Source organism: Paenibacillus sp. A3M_27_13, assembly GCF_024213315.1.
Taxonomy (GTDB): domain Bacteria; phylum Bacillota; class Bacilli; order Paenibacillales; family Paenibacillaceae; genus Paenibacillus; species Paenibacillus polymyxa_B.
Genome location: NZ_JANAVE010000001.1, coordinates 1,110,721 through 1,125,891 on the forward strand (window position 1 = coordinate 1,110,721; position 15,171 = coordinate 1,125,891).

Annotated in this window: 23 protein-coding genes and 1 pseudogene; 2 read left to right on the forward strand and 22 right to left on the reverse strand. The window is 36.9% G+C overall.

Going from position 1 to position 15,171, the window contains the following annotated elements; genetic code table 11:
• The first annotated feature begins 113 nt into the window (after positions 1 to 113).
• Both NLX82_RS04900 and NLX82_RS04905 read left to right on the forward strand, forming a co-directional pair.
• Positions 114 to 1,058 carry a DMT family transporter gene (locus NLX82_RS04900; RefSeq protein WP_254347534.1) on the forward strand — a complete coding sequence of 315 codons (945 nt, stop codon included), beginning with the start codon at positions 114 to 116 and terminating at the stop codon, positions 1,056 to 1,058.
• A 75-nt stretch (positions 1,059 to 1,133) separates the two neighbouring features.
• Positions 1,134 to 1,997: a sulfurtransferase gene (locus NLX82_RS04905; protein ID WP_068942461.1), complete on the forward strand. Its 864-nt coding sequence runs from the start codon at positions 1,134 to 1,136 to the stop codon at positions 1,995 to 1,997.
• 161 nt (positions 1,998 to 2,158) lie between these two features.
• Here the strand turns inward: NLX82_RS04905 and NLX82_RS04910 are convergent, their stop codons facing one another.
• The 22 genes and pseudogenes from NLX82_RS04910 to NLX82_RS05010 all read right to left on the reverse strand — a co-directional run bounded on the left by NLX82_RS04910 (position 2,159) and on the right by NLX82_RS05010 (position 15,010).
• Entirely contained in the window at positions 2,159 to 2,785 is a 627-nt protein-coding gene (locus NLX82_RS04910; RefSeq protein WP_254347535.1) for a class I SAM-dependent methyltransferase, read from the reverse strand.
• Between the two features lie 21 nt (positions 2,786 to 2,806).
• The gene (locus tag NLX82_RS04915; protein WP_061829686.1) at positions 2,807 to 3,262 is read right to left on the reverse strand and encodes a DinB family protein; all 456 of its coding nucleotides are present in this window, start codon (positions 3,260 to 3,262) and stop codon (positions 2,807 to 2,809) included.
• 234 nt (positions 3,263 to 3,496) lie between these two features.
• Complete coding sequence (locus NLX82_RS04920) at positions 3,497 to 3,739, reverse strand: hypothetical protein (protein ID WP_254347536.1); 243 nt, start codon at positions 3,737 to 3,739, stop codon at positions 3,497 to 3,499.
• Positions 3,718 to 4,050, reverse strand: coding sequence for a hypothetical protein (locus NLX82_RS04925; RefSeq protein WP_254347537.1), 333 nt, complete (start codon positions 4,048 to 4,050; stop codon positions 3,718 to 3,720). Before NLX82_RS04925 ends, NLX82_RS04920 begins: the two co-directional genes overlap by 22 nt.
• A 150-nt stretch (positions 4,051 to 4,200) precedes the next feature.
• A pseudogene (locus tag NLX82_RS04930) lies at positions 4,201 to 4,419 on the reverse strand (methyltransferase); the annotation flags it as partial.
• A gap of 115 nt (positions 4,420 to 4,534) precedes the next feature.
• Positions 4,535 to 4,669: a hypothetical protein gene (locus NLX82_RS27515; RefSeq protein ID WP_256703474.1), complete on the reverse strand. Its 135-nt coding sequence runs from the start codon at positions 4,667 to 4,669 to the stop codon at positions 4,535 to 4,537.
• 211 nt (positions 4,670 to 4,880) lie between these two features.
• Positions 4,881 to 5,330, reverse strand: coding sequence for a protein export chaperone secb (locus NLX82_RS04935; protein ID WP_068942469.1), 450 nt, complete (start codon positions 5,328 to 5,330; stop codon positions 4,881 to 4,883).
• A gap of 214 nt (positions 5,331 to 5,544) precedes the next feature.
• Complete coding sequence (locus NLX82_RS04940; protein WP_254347538.1) at positions 5,545 to 6,168, reverse strand: hypothetical protein; 624 nt, start codon at positions 6,166 to 6,168, stop codon at positions 5,545 to 5,547.
• Positions 6,169 to 6,375: 207 nt separating this feature from the next.
• Positions 6,376 to 6,873, reverse strand: coding sequence for a GNAT family N-acetyltransferase (locus NLX82_RS04945; protein WP_028542549.1), 498 nt, complete (start codon positions 6,871 to 6,873; stop codon positions 6,376 to 6,378).
• A 172-nt stretch (positions 6,874 to 7,045) separates the two neighbouring features.
• A complete protein-coding gene (locus NLX82_RS04950; RefSeq protein WP_254347539.1) occupies positions 7,046 to 7,495 on the reverse strand; it encodes an immunity 8 family protein in 450 nt (149 codons plus the stop codon).
• Positions 7,496 to 7,645: 150 nt separating this feature from the next.
• Positions 7,646 to 8,275, reverse strand: a complete 630-nt coding sequence (locus tag NLX82_RS04955; protein ID WP_068942471.1) for a hypothetical protein — start codon at positions 8,273 to 8,275, stop codon at positions 7,646 to 7,648.
• Between the two features lie 180 nt (positions 8,276 to 8,455).
• Entirely contained in the window at positions 8,456 to 8,737 is a 282-nt protein-coding gene (locus NLX82_RS04960; RefSeq protein WP_068942473.1) for a hypothetical protein, read from the reverse strand.
• Positions 8,738 to 9,031: 294 nt separating this feature from the next.
• Positions 9,032 to 9,616, reverse strand: coding sequence for a hypothetical protein (locus NLX82_RS04965; protein WP_226887736.1), 585 nt, complete (start codon positions 9,614 to 9,616; stop codon positions 9,032 to 9,034).
• A 176-nt stretch (positions 9,617 to 9,792) separates the two neighbouring features.
• Entirely contained in the window at positions 9,793 to 10,236 is a 444-nt protein-coding gene (locus NLX82_RS04970) for an oxidoreductase (RefSeq protein ID WP_068942477.1), read from the reverse strand.
• 229 nt (positions 10,237 to 10,465) lie between these two features.
• Positions 10,466 to 11,002: a hypothetical protein gene (locus NLX82_RS04975; protein WP_254347540.1), complete on the reverse strand. Its 537-nt coding sequence runs from the start codon at positions 11,000 to 11,002 to the stop codon at positions 10,466 to 10,468.
• A 196-nt stretch (positions 11,003 to 11,198) separates the two neighbouring features.
• Positions 11,199 to 11,729, reverse strand: coding sequence for a hypothetical protein (locus tag NLX82_RS04980; protein WP_254347541.1), 531 nt, complete (start codon positions 11,727 to 11,729; stop codon positions 11,199 to 11,201).
• A 195-nt stretch (positions 11,730 to 11,924) separates the two neighbouring features.
• Positions 11,925 to 12,398 (reverse strand): hypothetical protein, encoded by a 474-nt coding sequence (locus tag NLX82_RS04985; protein WP_254347542.1) that lies wholly within the window; start codon positions 12,396 to 12,398, stop codon positions 11,925 to 11,927.
• A gap of 99 nt (positions 12,399 to 12,497) precedes the next feature.
• Positions 12,498 to 12,848: a MerR family transcriptional regulator gene (locus NLX82_RS04990; RefSeq protein WP_023989601.1), complete on the reverse strand. Its 351-nt coding sequence runs from the start codon at positions 12,846 to 12,848 to the stop codon at positions 12,498 to 12,500.
• 186 nt (positions 12,849 to 13,034) lie between these two features.
• A complete protein-coding gene (locus tag NLX82_RS04995) occupies positions 13,035 to 13,448 on the reverse strand; it encodes a GNAT family N-acetyltransferase (RefSeq protein WP_254347543.1) in 414 nt (137 codons plus the stop codon).
• A gap of 89 nt (positions 13,449 to 13,537) precedes the next feature.
• Positions 13,538 to 13,987 carry a GNAT family N-acetyltransferase gene (locus NLX82_RS05000; RefSeq protein ID WP_254347544.1) on the reverse strand — a complete coding sequence of 150 codons (450 nt, stop codon included), beginning with the start codon at positions 13,985 to 13,987 and terminating at the stop codon, positions 13,538 to 13,540.
• A gap of 124 nt (positions 13,988 to 14,111) precedes the next feature.
• Complete coding sequence (locus NLX82_RS05005; protein ID WP_254347545.1) at positions 14,112 to 14,324, reverse strand: hypothetical protein; 213 nt, start codon at positions 14,322 to 14,324, stop codon at positions 14,112 to 14,114.
• A gap of 128 nt (positions 14,325 to 14,452) precedes the next feature.
• Positions 14,453 to 15,010, reverse strand: coding sequence for a TetR/AcrR family transcriptional regulator (locus NLX82_RS05010; protein WP_160789281.1), 558 nt, complete (start codon positions 15,008 to 15,010; stop codon positions 14,453 to 14,455).
• Positions 15,011 to 15,171: the final 161 nt, after the last annotated feature.

Here is a 15,171-nt window from a genome sequence, read left to right on the forward strand (position 1 = left end):
ACCACGGGAATGTCAGGTACGGTATAATGGGCTGTATTAAACCTATTTTTCGAGATACCGCTTGGAAGGAACATAGACGTATTTACTTTCTTCCATACGGATGGAGCTGCCACATGAATCAAGCACACAAACCGTCGTTTTCCTTTGAATTATTGTACATCATAGGTATTATCGCTATTTCGTTCTCCTCGATCTTCGTAAGATGGTCTGAAGCCGAGGTGTCCGTCATCGCTATGTACCGTTTGTACCTAACCAATCTGATCATGCTGCCTTTGGTCTGGAAGTACCGCACTGAGCTATTTAGCCTGACCCGCAAGCAGTGGATGCTGATCCTCTGGTCCGGCATTGCGCTAGGGCTGCATTTCTTACTCTGGATGGGCTCACTGCGACTGACCACCGTTGCAAGCTCTACCGTTATTATGACATTGGAGCCGATCCTTGTCATGCTCGGTTCTTTTTTGTTTTTCCGGACGGGCACGAATCGTGCTATGCTCATCGGAATGGGTATGGCTTTTATCGGCTCACTGGCCATCGGAGCTGGAGACTTCCATGTCTCGGGACAAGCCCTGCTCGGGGACGCACTGTCCTTCTTGGGTATGGTAGCCGTGTCCATCCATATGCTGATGGGCAAGCATCTGCGCGAGCATTTGAGCGCGTTTGTGTATAATTTTTGGGTTTTCGCCATCGCAGCCACCTCACTTGCGCTGTATAATGTGGTCAATGCCATTCCTTTTACCGGATACGCTCCACGGGAATGGGGACTGTTCCTGCTGCTTGCCATTGTGCCTACGCTGTTCGGACATTACCTGTTTAACTGGCTGCTCAAATACATTAACGCCACCGCGGTGTCGATGGCGGTACTCGGCGAACCCGTTATTTCTTCCCTGCTAGCTTGGGTGCTGCTCGGGGAAAGGTTGTCTACTTTACAATTTGGTGCAGGCTTTTTCATCCTGTTCGGGGTATGGATTTTTATCCGATACGGAGCGGATTTTAAAAAGAAAGTCATCCACCAAAGTGAGTTGCCCGACACTGAGCATCCCCTGAAGGTCAGCTCTTAACTTATTTACCCCATTTTCATAAACCATACTCAACGGATTAAATTTACTGTTAAATAAAGGAAGGCGGAATCCTCTATGAAATCCATCGTATCCAAACGCTGGCTGCTGGCCCGATTGTATGAGCCGGACATGATCATTGCTGACTGCCGTTCCCTGCTCGGACAAGCCGGGGCTGGACGGACTCAATTTAATGAAGACCATATTCCAGGGGCGGTTCACTTCGATTTGGAAGAAGACCTTACTGCTCCTCTTGGTGAGCATGGTGGTCGCCATCCATTACCTGATGCGGATACACTTGCCGCACGTCTGAGTCGTGCCGGAATCAACGCATCTTCACGCGTCGTCGCTTATGATGACCAAGGGGGTATGATGGCCTCCCGCTTCTGGTGGCTCCTGCGCTACCTCGGGCATGAGCAGGTGTACGTACTGGAAGAAGGCTACAGTGCCTGGAAGGAAGCAAAATTCCCCGTTACGGCAGATCAGCCGATTCGCATTCCCTCGACCTTTGTGGCAAATGTTCAGCCACAAATGCTCACAAGTATGAAAGAAGTACAACATATATCCGAAGATTCTGCTCCTGTTGGCTCCTATATCGGTTTTTCACCTATACTGATCGACTCCAGAGAGCGGCCGCGCTACCTGGGACTGGAAGAGCCCATAGATCAAGCTGCGGGGCATATCCCCGGTGCGGTGAATTACTTTTGGAAAGAAGTATTGGACGAAAAAGGCAGCTTTAAAAATGCGGAACAATTGCAGCAGCACTTTGCCGACCTTGATCCAAACGCAGAAATTATCGTGTATTGCGGTTCTGGCGTATCCGCCTGTCCCAATGTACTGGCCCTGAATGAAGCTGGATTTAGTAAGGTCCGTTTATATCCGGGAAGCTGGAGCGACTGGATCAGCTATGAGGAGAATCCGGTGGCGACCGGAGAGGAATAAAAAGTTTTCAACGGATATACAGGTTCTAAAGACAAATACACTGTCCTAAGCGATTAGGCTTACGGCAGTGTATTTGCTTTGTTTAAAAGTACAAAAAAATCCACTTGAGATAAGCGAAGCAATACAACGATGTAGTTGAAGTTACTTGCTTCTTAGAATAGCTATCCAATCTTTTGAACAAATATATATCTTAATTCATATTTTTTCTGTTGTTTTTCTGCATATATCAGAGTCTCTCTTATGGAACCCGTTTCTAATATATTCAAATCATTAAAATGTTCTTTTAAATCTTCTTCAGTAAAGAAGTGAGCATATTTCCCTTTCTTGTATTCATATGTTCCTTCCTCAATTTCCCTACCCACACCATTATTAAAATCACAATCAGAAAAACATGTGAAATACATTACTCCCAATTCCTTCAAATGCTTCACGCAATTCTGTATCAGTTTTTTTCGGTCCTCTAACAAAAATAAATGCAATAAATCATAACAATATATTCCATCATACCTTTGGCATGTACTAAACTCTAATACCGATTCTTGAATAAAATTCGTTTTTAAGTCCCATTCTTTTGCTAGATCTATAGCTGAACTAGATATCTCAATTCCATCAACCTGAAAATAAGAAGAGAACGCCTTCGTATTTCTTCCATATCCAGCACCAGGAACCAAAATATCATGTACATTATTCTTTTTGAACAAATCTATAGCTTGGGTTACAGTTTGACTTGGTTCACAACCCCAAATCATCCCTTCTTCAGTAAATCTTTTGTTCCAATAATCCCCCACATGATTCACCCGCCTATATACTCACATAGCTTTTCTTTTAAGTTCATCAATCTGTCTGATATGATGTTGATCATGCCAGATAAAATCTCTTAAATATGATATTACAGTAAACTTCCCGTTAGCATATTCTTTAGTAAACTTGTCGTCTTCAAAACTCTCTATACTCTCCAATATCATGTTACGGTACTGAATAGTCATTTTAATTAATTCTTCTTTCGTTTTTGTTTTTCCATATTCAATAGCATCCTGATTAAATTGTTCAAAATCCATATGTGTTAATGTCAAAGGTTTATTGTTTAATATCGGATTTATTGCTGCTTCAAAAAAGTATTTATCCCACAGCAGTATATGACTTACGACATCCTGAACTGACCATTTACCTTCAGCGATCGTTATTTGCCAATCCATTTCACGAATCTCAGAAACAAAACTGATCCATTCTTTGAACTCCTCTAGTAACCGTGACTTCTCATTCATGGTATCACGCTCCTTTTTTCAAATTGCAATTATTTAGATAACGTTTTTGTATTCACGCTCCCCCAAAGGGGTTGTCTGCTGAAAATCCTTTTTCGAGACTCCTTCTCGCAGACCTAGGCTCCGTAAGGAGATGCAGTTGAATATTAAGTATAGGATATCCACCACATTTTTTTGAGCTACTAACATCTTCTAATCCCACATAACTCACCTGATAAATAAGACGAATATTCTGTCCTAACCAAACCAGAAAATCACTCTTACATCTTCAGCATTCCCTAATTTCAATAATTTTGGAATTGTTTCATTGATGAAGTTCGAACATGTATTCATAATATTTCTGTATTCCATAAATTGATCACAATAATAATTTTCATCCCATTTAAAATTAATTAAATCCTTCAATAATAGCCAACTGTGGTCATAAAAATCATCTTTATCCTCGAATGCAACTTCACTCAATTGAGGGGAAATATCCACTGGAAGACCTCTTGGCAAAGATTAAACTTTAGATTATGATCATTCCTAGTATTCGATAGAATACTAAATAAATCATAGTTTCTATCCCCACTGTAAAATTCATAAGGATCACTTGGTTTCAATTTAGAAGTCTTGTGTTCTGGATACAGATAGTAATAAGGGTTAACAGTCCACTTATCTACACTTAACCAAGTAGCAGTATCATTTAATTCTTGCTTACTCTTTTTGATTTTTCTCCAAGTACCATCAATCTGTTCACATTCGTCTCTGAAGTACCTTTTCTCTACAAAAAACCAAATGTCTGTACCCACATATAGCCTCCCACAATGTTTTTTGCATACACCCTACTTTAAAAGTCTCTGTACCGTACCAAAGGAAATCTTCATATTAGGTGTTATACTAACCAAGATTTATCACTGAACTCTTTAGAAAAAGTTGCTTCTGCTTCATATTGTTTTTGGTATTTTATTGGCTTGCTTAATTAATTCCATGCCTTTGTCAATGCCAGTATATGTTGATCCATTTGGTAGCAATGGAAGAAGCTTTAGTCCTAAATATCCAAAATCGCATCCATAATCTATGATCTTTACAGGTTTATTTATCTTCCAAACCCTTTGTATAAGAAATTCCAAGTAATCATCGTTATAGTACAACCAGCGGGTATTTCTTAGATAATCAATTTTATTGTCCCAGTAATATCAGACATAAAAATCCCCCTTGTTATTTAATTTGGCGATTTTCAGCTAACGTTTATGTATTTATCCCCCGAAAGGATTAAGGTGCTTCAGCACCGAGTCAAATACTTAGCCTTGCAAGGTTGATCGCCTGAGCCCCAGAGAGATAGCTTGGAGAAGTATAAATTTCCGAATTTTCAATTCGAAGATGTACATCTGCCCAACCAATATTACTTAGTGTATAAGTAAATTTCATGTATACTCTCCTTTTCAATATTACGGTTATTTCGGCTAACGTTTGTGTATTCACGAACATGAGAACCTTAAGGCTCTGAAGGAGCTGCCCGCTACATGGTTAAGTTCTCAGACGGTCCACTGAATTCGCTTCTTGAGCCGCATCTAGTGGACCAAGGAAGCGAAAGCGACTACAGTGTGAATACGATGTTAGGTGGAATGCACTGAAATACTCACATAATTAATTCAATTTTCCCTTTAGGCTCTACTCGAACTAATACCTCTTCTATAGTCATTTCTGGAGTTATAATTATCGTTTTGTTTAGGTTCCGACTTAAATCTTTTAGAAAGTTCATGAGTACATCTATTTTTTTCTCTGAGTCTATCTGTATTGGTGAAATATCAAATTCAATAACGCTTCCTTCATAAAAATGCCCACAAATATCAATTTCACTATATTCAATAGTTATCCCAATACTTGCTTCTTTTTTAATTCTTAACAATTCAGCAATATCCCTAATTCTAGTTAGTAGCCCATCTATAGTTACCTGATAATTAATCTCACTACTTTCTAGGTAATTAAAAATTAAAGCCCATACTTGGATGTCTGTATCCAATATATAAATATCCCTTAGACTTCCATCTTTAAAGAATACTTCATTTAATACTTCATCGTAATTCATTCAAGCCTCCTAACACTTCGCATTTCACCTAAACGTTCTTGTATCTACGAACCCTCACCACCTTAAAGGAACGTTAGCGTCTGGCGCATCATGGTTAGATGGTGCAGGTTGTCTGCTTGATTCCGCTTCCTCGGGCAGAACAAGAAGCGCCCTCAACGCAGCGTCAGATACTGTGTTAGGTGATGTATGTTCTTCGTAAAACTACTATCCCCTTCTATTCTTTATTAATTCTATCTGCTCGTATCCAGCTCATTTCCTCAATGTTTAATAATTCTTTAAACTCTTCTACTAACTGATGCTCAGATTCCAGTTGTGTATAGTAATTATTATTCAAAATATCGTCTAATTGTTTTATTCGCTCATTATCTAGTTCAAAAAATCTAAATGTTTTTAGATTGCAATTTGTAAACTGTTTTGCTATTTTCTCATTGTATTCATTAGATCTCAGAACTTCTTCAATTAATTCAGTTCTGATTTTGTCCCCTCTAGGGTCTACATATAAAAATTCAATGTGATCTTCCTCTGGATATCTTTCTTCTGCAAGCTTAATAATTGAAGTATCTAATAACACATATGATATATGAAGACTTGCTATCTCTTGTGAATTGTAAACTACACGGTATCCCCAACAGTGATCTTCAAAATTATAAAAATATAACACTGGGATTTTTTCTGAAATTTGAAATAGACTTTCTGGAATTTCTTCACTTTCTTCTGTATCTTTGGTTACGAAAACAAACCATTTGTCATTTAAATCCTCCGCGTATATAGGATCATGCTCAAGAATTGCTTCTTTATATTTCAATAGTGATAAGCTTCCTGAAGTCAATTCACTCATTGTTTTGGCTCCTTTTTGTTTTTTTAGTCATATTTCAGCTAACGTTCTTGTATTCATGAACCCCTAAGGGGTTGTCTGCTGAAATTCCTCTCCGAAATCCACCTCGCAGACCCATACTCCGTAAGGAGCCGCTGCTTGAATATGATGTTAGGCGATACCCTTGATCTCTTTTGAGTTCCTTAAAATAATCCCTATTACTACTGTATTTTAACTTCTCAAATCGACAACCATCGTGATTGATGAATCAACTTTCCCAACTTCTTTAAATCCGAATCTCTCGTAGAGTTTCATTGCCGCTGCATTGCTCGGATCAACACTGAGGGATAATTTTTTTATATTCCTCTTCCTAGCTTCTTTAAATAATTCATCCATTAAGGCCATTCCGATTTTTCTTCCCCTGTATTCTTTTAACAAAGCCATTCCTAGTTCGGGTACATCATTATCAATAAATCCAAATCCCTTATTATCCTCGTTAAAATATCGAACTGTTATTGATCCGACGGGTTCACCCTCATGGTTCATTGCTATAAATCCAAAATCCCCCTCTCTTCCCCAACCTTCAATATACTTTGATATATAAGGGTCTTTTATTATCGCTTTATCGAATGGCTCTTGACCTTCTGGGACAAATAATGATTCATATAACATCTCCCATAAAAAAAACACATCATCTTCTATTATTGGTCGGATTCTGTATTGCATCATTAAAGTTACCTCATTTCTAGATTCTCAAAGGTTTCACCTAACGTTTCTGTATTCATGAACCCCAAAGGGGTTGTCTGCTGAAATCCCTCTTCGAAATTCAACTCCCAGACCTAGGCTCAATTGTGGACGCAGCTTGAATATAATGTTATGCGATTCCTCTATCCTCTCCGAATCAACGTTCCAAAGATTTGCTTGCTTCTGTTAATTCATCATTTACCTCTAAATATTTCAATGTTTTTTCAATATCGTCGTGGTCCATTGTATTCGTTATAATTAGATGTTTAATATTAAATCCTGGTGATTCCATTTCTTTTTTAAAGTGATTTACTAATTTTTGAGGGGTTGTCACCAAACTCCACCGTTCACTTCCATCCGAAAAGGTAAGGGTCACCTCCACCAAATCAAACTCCTTTGGATCATCATCAAACTTCCATGTTTCTAAATAAGGCACTTCTATATTTCCTTCAATAAAAAATGCTTTTGATATCCAAACTGCTTTCCCGTGGTTTCCAATGATTCTATACTTATCCCTGTCCTCATTTTTTACGATGTATTTATTACCTCTTGTAAGTGCATGAGCATAAACGCCTATACTCATACAAGTTATGATTGGTCCCTCCATCAATTCACTTCCATACCGTATTTAATTTACTGAGGTTTCGCATAACGTTCCTGTATTCATGAACCCCAAAGGGGGTGTCTGCTGAAATTCCTCTTCGAAATCGACCTATCAGGCCAAGGCTCCGTCAGTAGCTGCTGCTTGAATATGATGTTAAGCAATGTCATTGCCTTCCATGATTATTCTGACACATCTGTTCCAGTCTTTATCATCTGTATTGATTTCTCTTGTAGGCACTTTCGATTGTTTGGCTTGTTCTCTTAACATATTTTGTGTTTCCAATAATTCGTTTACTGACATTTTTACTGCTTCAGGCTTGTTTATCCATTCACTTGGATTTCTGCTTATAATTCTTTCTTCAGCCATTTCAGGAGAAATAGTTAGCAATATGCACTCTGCACCTAGAGATACGAGTTTTTCTTCAATTGTCATGACTTCAATGTGGTCTGAGTTGGAGAAAGCTACCCTGTGATTAAGGTGGAATCTTTCTAAAACGTAAAATAGTCCTCTGGCCCTTCTTGATGCAGGCCCTAACTGTACAGCCCATTCATTGAGCTTTGTTAACATTTCTGTTCTTTCCTTCAGTAAGGTTAAATGCTCTTCTTGAGATAATCTTAAAAACTTCCCATGCTTGTTATTCAATATTTGTGTGTAATGTTCACCAAGAATAACTACACTTCTCTCTGCCGATTCATCCTGTGATTGGTACTGCTTAATAGCCCTCAATACCGATGTCTTACCCGCATTAGAAAATCCCTCAAGAATTACTCCTTTGATATGCATGCTTTTCCCTCTCTATACCCAGCAATGACTTCGCTTAACGTTCCTGAAATCATGAACCCCTCAAGAGGTTGTCTTTGTCTGCCTGATCAAACCTCCCCGGAATGCCTCTTGCAGACCAAGGCCGTCAGGCTTGCAGCAATAATAGTTTGTTATGAGAATTTACATTGAGTTACCTACACATTATCTACTCAAATCTTCTAAAAGCCCTCTGATATTCTTTCTAAAATCTTCAACCTTCATTTTGTTTCCATAATGGTCTAATATGTCTTTAAATATCCCACTTTCGACACATAACTCAAAATCATTCAGTTGGTCAATTAATTCATTAATGACTTCACCTGATTCCATTTGTTTATAGAGCTCTGTATATTCTTTCAACATTTTTATATCTGAATCATAATTGCTATAAAACATTGCGAAAAAATGCTCTAATGTAACGTACTCTTCATCCGTTGTATTCAATGTTTGTCACCTCATAAAATGTAGTGTAACTCCTATTTGTTTTGATTTTTAATGTCCTTCGCAATTTCTCATAACGTTTCCGCATTCATGAACCCCAAAGGGGTTGTCTGCTGAAAACACCTCCCCAAAATCCTCCTCGGTTAGGCAGTAAAGGGTTATCGGCGAATATACTCTCCTGCTAATAAATCTACTTCTTCGAAACCGCTACTTTAAACTTCGCTCCGGACCAAGAAGTCATAGCCACACAGCGTTGAATATGTTGTTATAGGATAGGGACGCCTACTGATATACTTACTAATATTCTTCAAATTTGTATTTTGTTAATTTATTTATTTCAATTACTTGTTCTTTATTAAAATAGCCCATTAGGCAACCTTGATCTAAAATTGAAATATACAATTTCATGGATTGTTCAGTCTTTATTAGTTCGTTAAATTTCTTGAATATCTCCATATCCAACCAATCATCATCTACTTTCATTTCCCATCTGATAAGTTCATTCATATATTCAAAAGAAACCCATGCAGTACCATTCTGAATATCTACGTAATCCGTTATATTATTTAAATTAAGTTTTGTCATATTCTCTAATCGTATTATTATTCTTGCATAGTCTCCATGGTCCTCAATACATTCAGTATCTAAATACCAAATTTCCTCAGATACATTTATAAATTCACCATTCACTTCAACTTCTCCACCTAAAGTAAGTAGTAGCAAGTTGTAGGGATCTTCTTCATATTCATTTCTCGAAAATTCTTCCAAAAGTAATTCTTTCTTTAAATCTGCACTCATGAAGATGCCCAATTCAGAAAGTTTGTTTAGTTGATTTTCAAATATTGTTTTCTTTTTCTTAAATAAACCAAACAACTTAAACACCTTCTTTTTATGGTTTGCGTCCCTTTTCTATAACGCTTGTATTCATGAGCTCCGTCAGGGGTTGTCTGCTGAAATGCCTTCTCGAAATCTATCTCGCAGACTAAGGCACCGTAAAAGTCGCTGCTTGAATATGATGTTAAGTGATGTCTTTGCCTTCTACAAATCAGTGTACATTATTATTTTTCTATTATTCTAAAAGTATTATTAATAACTCTTTCATAGTTTTCCCATTCAAAATAAAAGGGACCTAGATTTATTGATTTGTTCTCATGCTCCAACTTGAAATCCTTCCATATTACAATTTCTTCTTCCCTGTCAATTTTCACTGAGATATAACCACACTCTTCATCTCCACACCAAGGACATACAAGTATTGGATATCTATAATACATATGCTCATGTGGTTTCTTTAGCAAAAAGTATTGAATCATTTCTTTTTGGTGATCTTCGCTTCCCCATCCTAAGGATGGAACCATATCGTGCTTCTTGAGCATTTGGTAAAGTGATCTTCCATCAATAATTAAATCTGCAAATTTTGTGTTCTTATTCCCATCTTGCTCTGGGTCAAATTCATCATATCGGCTATAAAGTTTAGTTTGTAGAGTATTTATCGTTGTCATTGGTTTCTCCTTGTTGATTATCATATATAGATTTCACTTAACGTTGATGTATTCACAAATCCTCACCGACTTAAAGGCCGAAGGCCTAGCGTGATGCGCTTAGTCGGTGCAGGCTTGTCCTATCAGTCACTTCCTCGCCTAATGCTTCTTGGACCAAGGGTCGACTTGCCTCGGCCCTTAGCGTTGAATGTAATGTTAGGTGAAGCATTGTAACTTCTTTGAATCTGCTTTAATTATTATTTTTCTGATTTGCTCGCTCTTTTATCGTTTTAATTACTCCTCTATATCTTTCTACATCATATTGAAAATTCAAGCCATACGTAATCATTATGCTCTTTAGATCATCAAATTTATGTATTAATTCTTCTAAAAAATCTATTATTTGATCCCAAGAGAAAGCAAATTTATTAGAAGTCTTAACGAATTGTTCCTTAAAAGGCGATTGCTCAGTTAACCAAAACAATCTATCATCCTCATGACTGACTTCAACATAGTATCCCCCACAACCAAATATACCGCAAGTACAAGTGAACATAGGATACTTTCCTGGACAAATTAATGATTTTAAAAATTCGTCTTCAACAAACACTTCATCTTCGTGCAACTTATTTCCGTTTATATATAAAGCTATCCTCCAATCAATAACATGGACCATTCGCCCATTGTGTCTTGTTATATTTTTGTATTCTTTTCTTATGTTAATTTCCATATCTACTGACAGTACATCAAGTTTATTTTCATCTACTTTTTTTAAGAAAATCTTCATGGCTCTCCCCGAACTTCATTGTATGATCACAATATTTCGCCCAACGTTTCTGTATTCATGACTCCATCAGGGAATTTCTGTCTGCTCCTGCCTCTTCGAAATCCCTCTGGCAGACCAAGGCCACTGCATGACCCGAAGCATGAATATTATGTTATATGATCATTACATCTTCTATGGAATACCTACAGTCCTTAATTCAGCTTCCATTATTGCAAAGTATACATCCATGGCAATTTAAATAGATGTTATGCTTTTCGCATTTGGGATACCCTCTTGGAATTGTAGGGTTATCATCCCCCTCTTCAATTTCTGACCATTCTATATAATTGTCCATGTCAACATCTTCTTTATTAAATACTTTAACCATTAAGCCAAATTGATTCAAACAATTAACAACCCAATCTTGACGTGGTTTATAGCTTAATTTGTCCCACCCTAAGCCATCTGCTGCATTTGAAATCGTATCTAGTATAAAATTTTTCTCGCTTTCAAAGGAGTCTATAGTCCAAGGCATTTCATCAATATCAAAACCAACTGTTCCTATTCCAACTACAGACTGATCCCTTTGTGCTAGCCAAATAATTATTTCTTTTTCTCGATTCGTTTTAGCTAGTATTGATCCACTAATAGCTAGAACTTCAATAAAAACTGAAGTTAATCCATTTGACATACCTATGGGGTCAACTACATCATTTAATTGTTTTGGTAATGAAATGGTGTTCGCCATACTATCCTCCACTCCTTTTTAACTTGGTTTACATGGTGATTTTCATCTAACACCTCTGTATTCATGAACCCCAAAGGGGCTGTCTGCTAAAATGCTCTGCGAAATCCATCACGCAGACCAAGGCTCCATTCGGAGCCGCGGCTTGAATATTATGTTATATAATGTATCTGCCTTCTTTAACTGCTGGCATAATGCCTATATGGTGTTATAATAGATGTTCTTTATGTATATGTGATCCCCATAACGAATCTCTTTTGGATAATCTTCACTGTTGGTATCCAACTTCAGTAAATCATCATTACTCTCATTCATTTTACTTTTGATCTCTGCCCTTAAGTGAATATTATTGAGGATATCCCTTATTCGCTTATCATGATTAATTTCACAACGAACTCCTAATTTCACCATGTTATGTTGATCAGTAAAGTCATTGAACAAATCTATTAATATAAAACTATTCTTATCGTATTTCGTGAAAAACACAAAAACATCTCCCTTCCCTGCTCTGGAAACACCCTCTCCATATGATAAATACTGGTTATATAATTCCATAATATTAAATCTTATATTTAGTTGTCTCATTAATTCCTCTAAACTAAACACCCCATCTGTATCATCTATCAAATCAAAAAACGGTAAATAGAAAGAAGATTCAATATATCTCTTCATTCTTGCTTCCTTTCATTATTTCACAAAGTTAACTTTTGCATATATTTCATATAACATGATATATGTTATCTGATGTACGGCCTTCTTCGAGTGTTTTCTCTAATATTGTGTTCTCTGTGTTGTGGACTCCTTTAACCATTCATTTAATCCATCTGTACTTATATAAATATCAGTTCCAATTCTAATAAGGGGAAACATCTTACCAGAATATGAACCAGTGGTCTCTAACATATTTTCCTCACTAGAAATGATTGTTCTTACTTGGGGTTCAGTTATATTTAAGTAACCAGCTGTTTCTTTGATTGTCATTAGTGGTTTATATTCTTTATGATTTGTTCCGTTTTTGTTCAGTTCTCTGTCTCCGGAATGACTAATAAACAAGCCAGTAATAACAATAGAGAGACCTAATATGAAAGAACTAATTATTGTACTTAGATTTAGTCGATTCATTGCTCTTGCCTCCTATAAATAAATGAATTGTCGTATTTCAGATAACACTTCTTTATTCATGGGCCCCGTCAGGGGTTGTATGATGAAATCCCTCTCCGAAACCCATCCTGTAACCAAGGCTCCAACGGAGCCGCAGCCCGAATATTATGTTGTCAGATGTCAGTGCCTTCCACGATTTCCTCAACGTTAATTTTTGTTTAAATCCTTTGTCAATATTATTTCCAGAGGTTCATTCTCAAACATTAAACATCCAGCATCTCTATATCCAAGCTTCCTATAAAAATGTTGAGCTCCTTCATTCGACTGTGTTGAGGTCATGACCATTTCAAATCCTTTTTGTTTCATTAATTCTTCCCAATAGTGGACAACTTTTTTACCAATACCTGTTCCTCTATACTCCTCATCTATCCATATCATATTCATAAATGGTGTATTGTCCCAAAAAAATCCGTATCTCATCCAACCTATTTCTTGATTGGATTCTCTGATTATTAGAATTTCATTTTCTTTTATTTTTGGTCTTATCAGTGTCTTATGTATGTGCTTGTCTCTTAACGAGATATACTCATAATCTGATTCAATCGCAAAATCAATCTTCATTGTAAATCCTCCCTTTCACTCTTCTCATTAAATATCTTCTTGGTAACACTTAGCACTGATGTCTCATAACGTTTGTACATTACATAAGTTTATAAAGTCTTTTTAAAAATGTATAAGTCACCTTCTTCTCTAACTTTAGTAAACCCACACTTTGAGTAGAAGTGATGATTCTTCACACTCCAGCTAGGAGTATCCAGCCACCATTCAGTGCTGTCTGGAAATTCACTTTCAATTTTCTCCATCACCTTCGTTCCGATTCCTTGATTTTTATAATTTGGATCAATAAAGAGTCTTCCTAGATTATGCACTTGATTACATTCTACGAATATCAAAGCTCCCCCGATTATTTCTCCATTAAAGAGCACCTTGAAATATTCGCAATTTTGCATCATCTCTTCTTGCCAACTTATGGAGTCATATCCTATTGGCCCAACGATTTCGTTGTTATTAAAATGCTTTGATTCATCCTCAAAACTGGCCTTTTGTATTTCAGCAAGTTTTTGTGCATCATTTTTTCTAGCTTTTTCTAATGTCAGCACCAAACATACCTCCATTGTCTTTTTACTTTTTTCCTTACACAGGATTCGATGCTTGAATTTTATGTTATCAGAAGTTACCGAACTTCTTCACTATGCATTCAAAATCAATCCGCAAATTTTTTAATCAGTGAATTTTCTTATATGGTCTTTTTTCATTTTGTAGTTTGATTATTAGTTCATATGCATCTCTTTCACTTTTCTGAGCTTTTAGTGACTCTTCTTCTGTTATTTCTATTTCTATCATTTGAACCACTATTCCACCAGCATCAAAAATAATGAATATTCTCCCATCTCTTCGAACTATATTAATCCCATAATTGGCAAAGAGTATATCCATAAAATGACCTCCAGATCTTTCGTGTTCTTTATACTATAGTTTTTAGTACTTTTGAAATCTTATTATTATGTTTTAGTAATTAAAGAATTTCTGATAACGTTTGTGTATAAAGCCTCTAAATTAGAGACTCAAATGGACGATGTTGGTTCATTTCCCTCGACACCACAATTCAGCAATTTCCAAAATTGTTCAACCATGACCGATATCGAACGGGTAATCCACCATTCCAATACCCCTACCGCCGCTGAAATTAAAAATTGCACCGTAATGTCCCTATTCATTTCCTGATCGAGGTTGATCGAATCCAGATGCTCGCACAGACTTTGCCGGAACATTGTCTCCATTTGGTTCCGAAAAACCGTACTTCCCTTGTTCGTCAGCATTATAGAGTAGAATGAAGCATGCTGCTCCAAATATTCAAACGTGCGCAGTAGTGCGGTTTTGGAAGGGAGATGAAAGAAGTTATCTTCAGACATACAATTGCGTAGTAACTCGTTAATTTGAGCTTCCATGCATTGATCGCGCAGATCGTACTTGTCAGCGAAATGCAAATAAACCGTTCCGCGATTGACATTCGCTTCCTCCGCAATTTGATTGATCGTAATTCTCTCGAATTCCTTTTCTGACATCAGCCTCATAAAAGCATCAATAATGGCTTGCCTCGATTTTTGAATACGCCTGTCCATATTCTTCTCCCCTTTGTACTATCCGAAAAAATGAACACTTCGAAGTTCTCTGTTGAAAAATCAACAACCACGCTTGTTTTAACCATTGAACCCCATGTACCGCTCTGATACATTCACTTTATAAAATTTATGTTGATGATTCAACATATGTTCAATTTTAG

Bases quoted from the DNA above. Each gene is read 5' to 3' on its own strand.
- NLX82_RS04900 (WP_254347534.1), top strand. From the start codon at position 114: ATGAATCAAGCACACAAACCGTCGTTTTCCTTTGAATTATTGTACATC.
- NLX82_RS04905 (WP_068942461.1), top strand. From the start codon at position 1,134: ATGAAATCCATCGTATCCAAACGCTGGCTGCTGGCCCGATTGTATGAG.
- NLX82_RS04915 (WP_061829686.1), bottom strand. From the start codon at position 3,262: ATGAATGAGAAGTCACGGTTACTAGAGGAGTTCAAAGAATGGATCAGT.
- NLX82_RS27515 (WP_256703474.1), bottom strand. From the start codon at position 4,669: ATGAAATTTACTTATACACTAAGTAATATTGGTTGGGCAGATGTACAT.
- NLX82_RS04935 (WP_068942469.1), bottom strand. From the start codon at position 5,330: ATGAATTACGATGAAGTATTAAATGAAGTATTCTTTAAAGATGGAAGT.
- NLX82_RS04940 (WP_254347538.1), bottom strand. From the start codon at position 6,168: ATGAGTGAATTGACTTCAGGAAGCTTATCACTATTGAAATATAAAGAA.
- NLX82_RS04945 (WP_028542549.1), bottom strand. From the start codon at position 6,873: ATGATGCAATACAGAATCCGACCAATAATAGAAGATGATGTGTTTTTT.
- NLX82_RS04950 (WP_254347539.1), bottom strand. From the start codon at position 7,495: ATGGAGGGACCAATCATAACTTGTATGAGTATAGGCGTTTATGCTCAT.
- NLX82_RS04955 (WP_068942471.1), bottom strand. From the start codon at position 8,275: ATGCATATCAAAGGAGTAATTCTTGAGGGATTTTCTAATGCGGGTAAG.
- NLX82_RS04970 (WP_068942477.1), bottom strand. From the start codon at position 10,236: ATGACAACGATAAATACTCTACAAACTAAACTTTATAGCCGATATGAT.
- NLX82_RS04975 (WP_254347540.1), bottom strand. From the start codon at position 11,002: ATGAAGATTTTCTTAAAAAAAGTAGATGAAAATAAACTTGATGTACTG.
- NLX82_RS04980 (WP_254347541.1), bottom strand. From the start codon at position 11,729: ATGGCGAACACCATTTCATTACCAAAACAATTAAATGATGTAGTTGAC.
- NLX82_RS04985 (WP_254347542.1), bottom strand. From the start codon at position 12,398: ATGAAGAGATATATTGAATCTTCTTTCTATTTACCGTTTTTTGATTTG.
- NLX82_RS04990 (WP_023989601.1), bottom strand. From the start codon at position 12,848: ATGAATCGACTAAATCTAAGTACAATAATTAGTTCTTTCATATTAGGT.
- NLX82_RS04995 (WP_254347543.1), bottom strand. From the start codon at position 13,448: ATGAAGATTGATTTTGCGATTGAATCAGATTATGAGTATATCTCGTTA.
- NLX82_RS05005 (WP_254347545.1), bottom strand. From the start codon at position 14,324: ATGGATATACTCTTTGCCAATTATGGGATTAATATAGTTCGAAGAGAT.
- NLX82_RS05010 (WP_160789281.1), bottom strand. From the start codon at position 15,010: ATGGACAGGCGTATTCAAAAATCGAGGCAAGCCATTATTGATGCTTTT.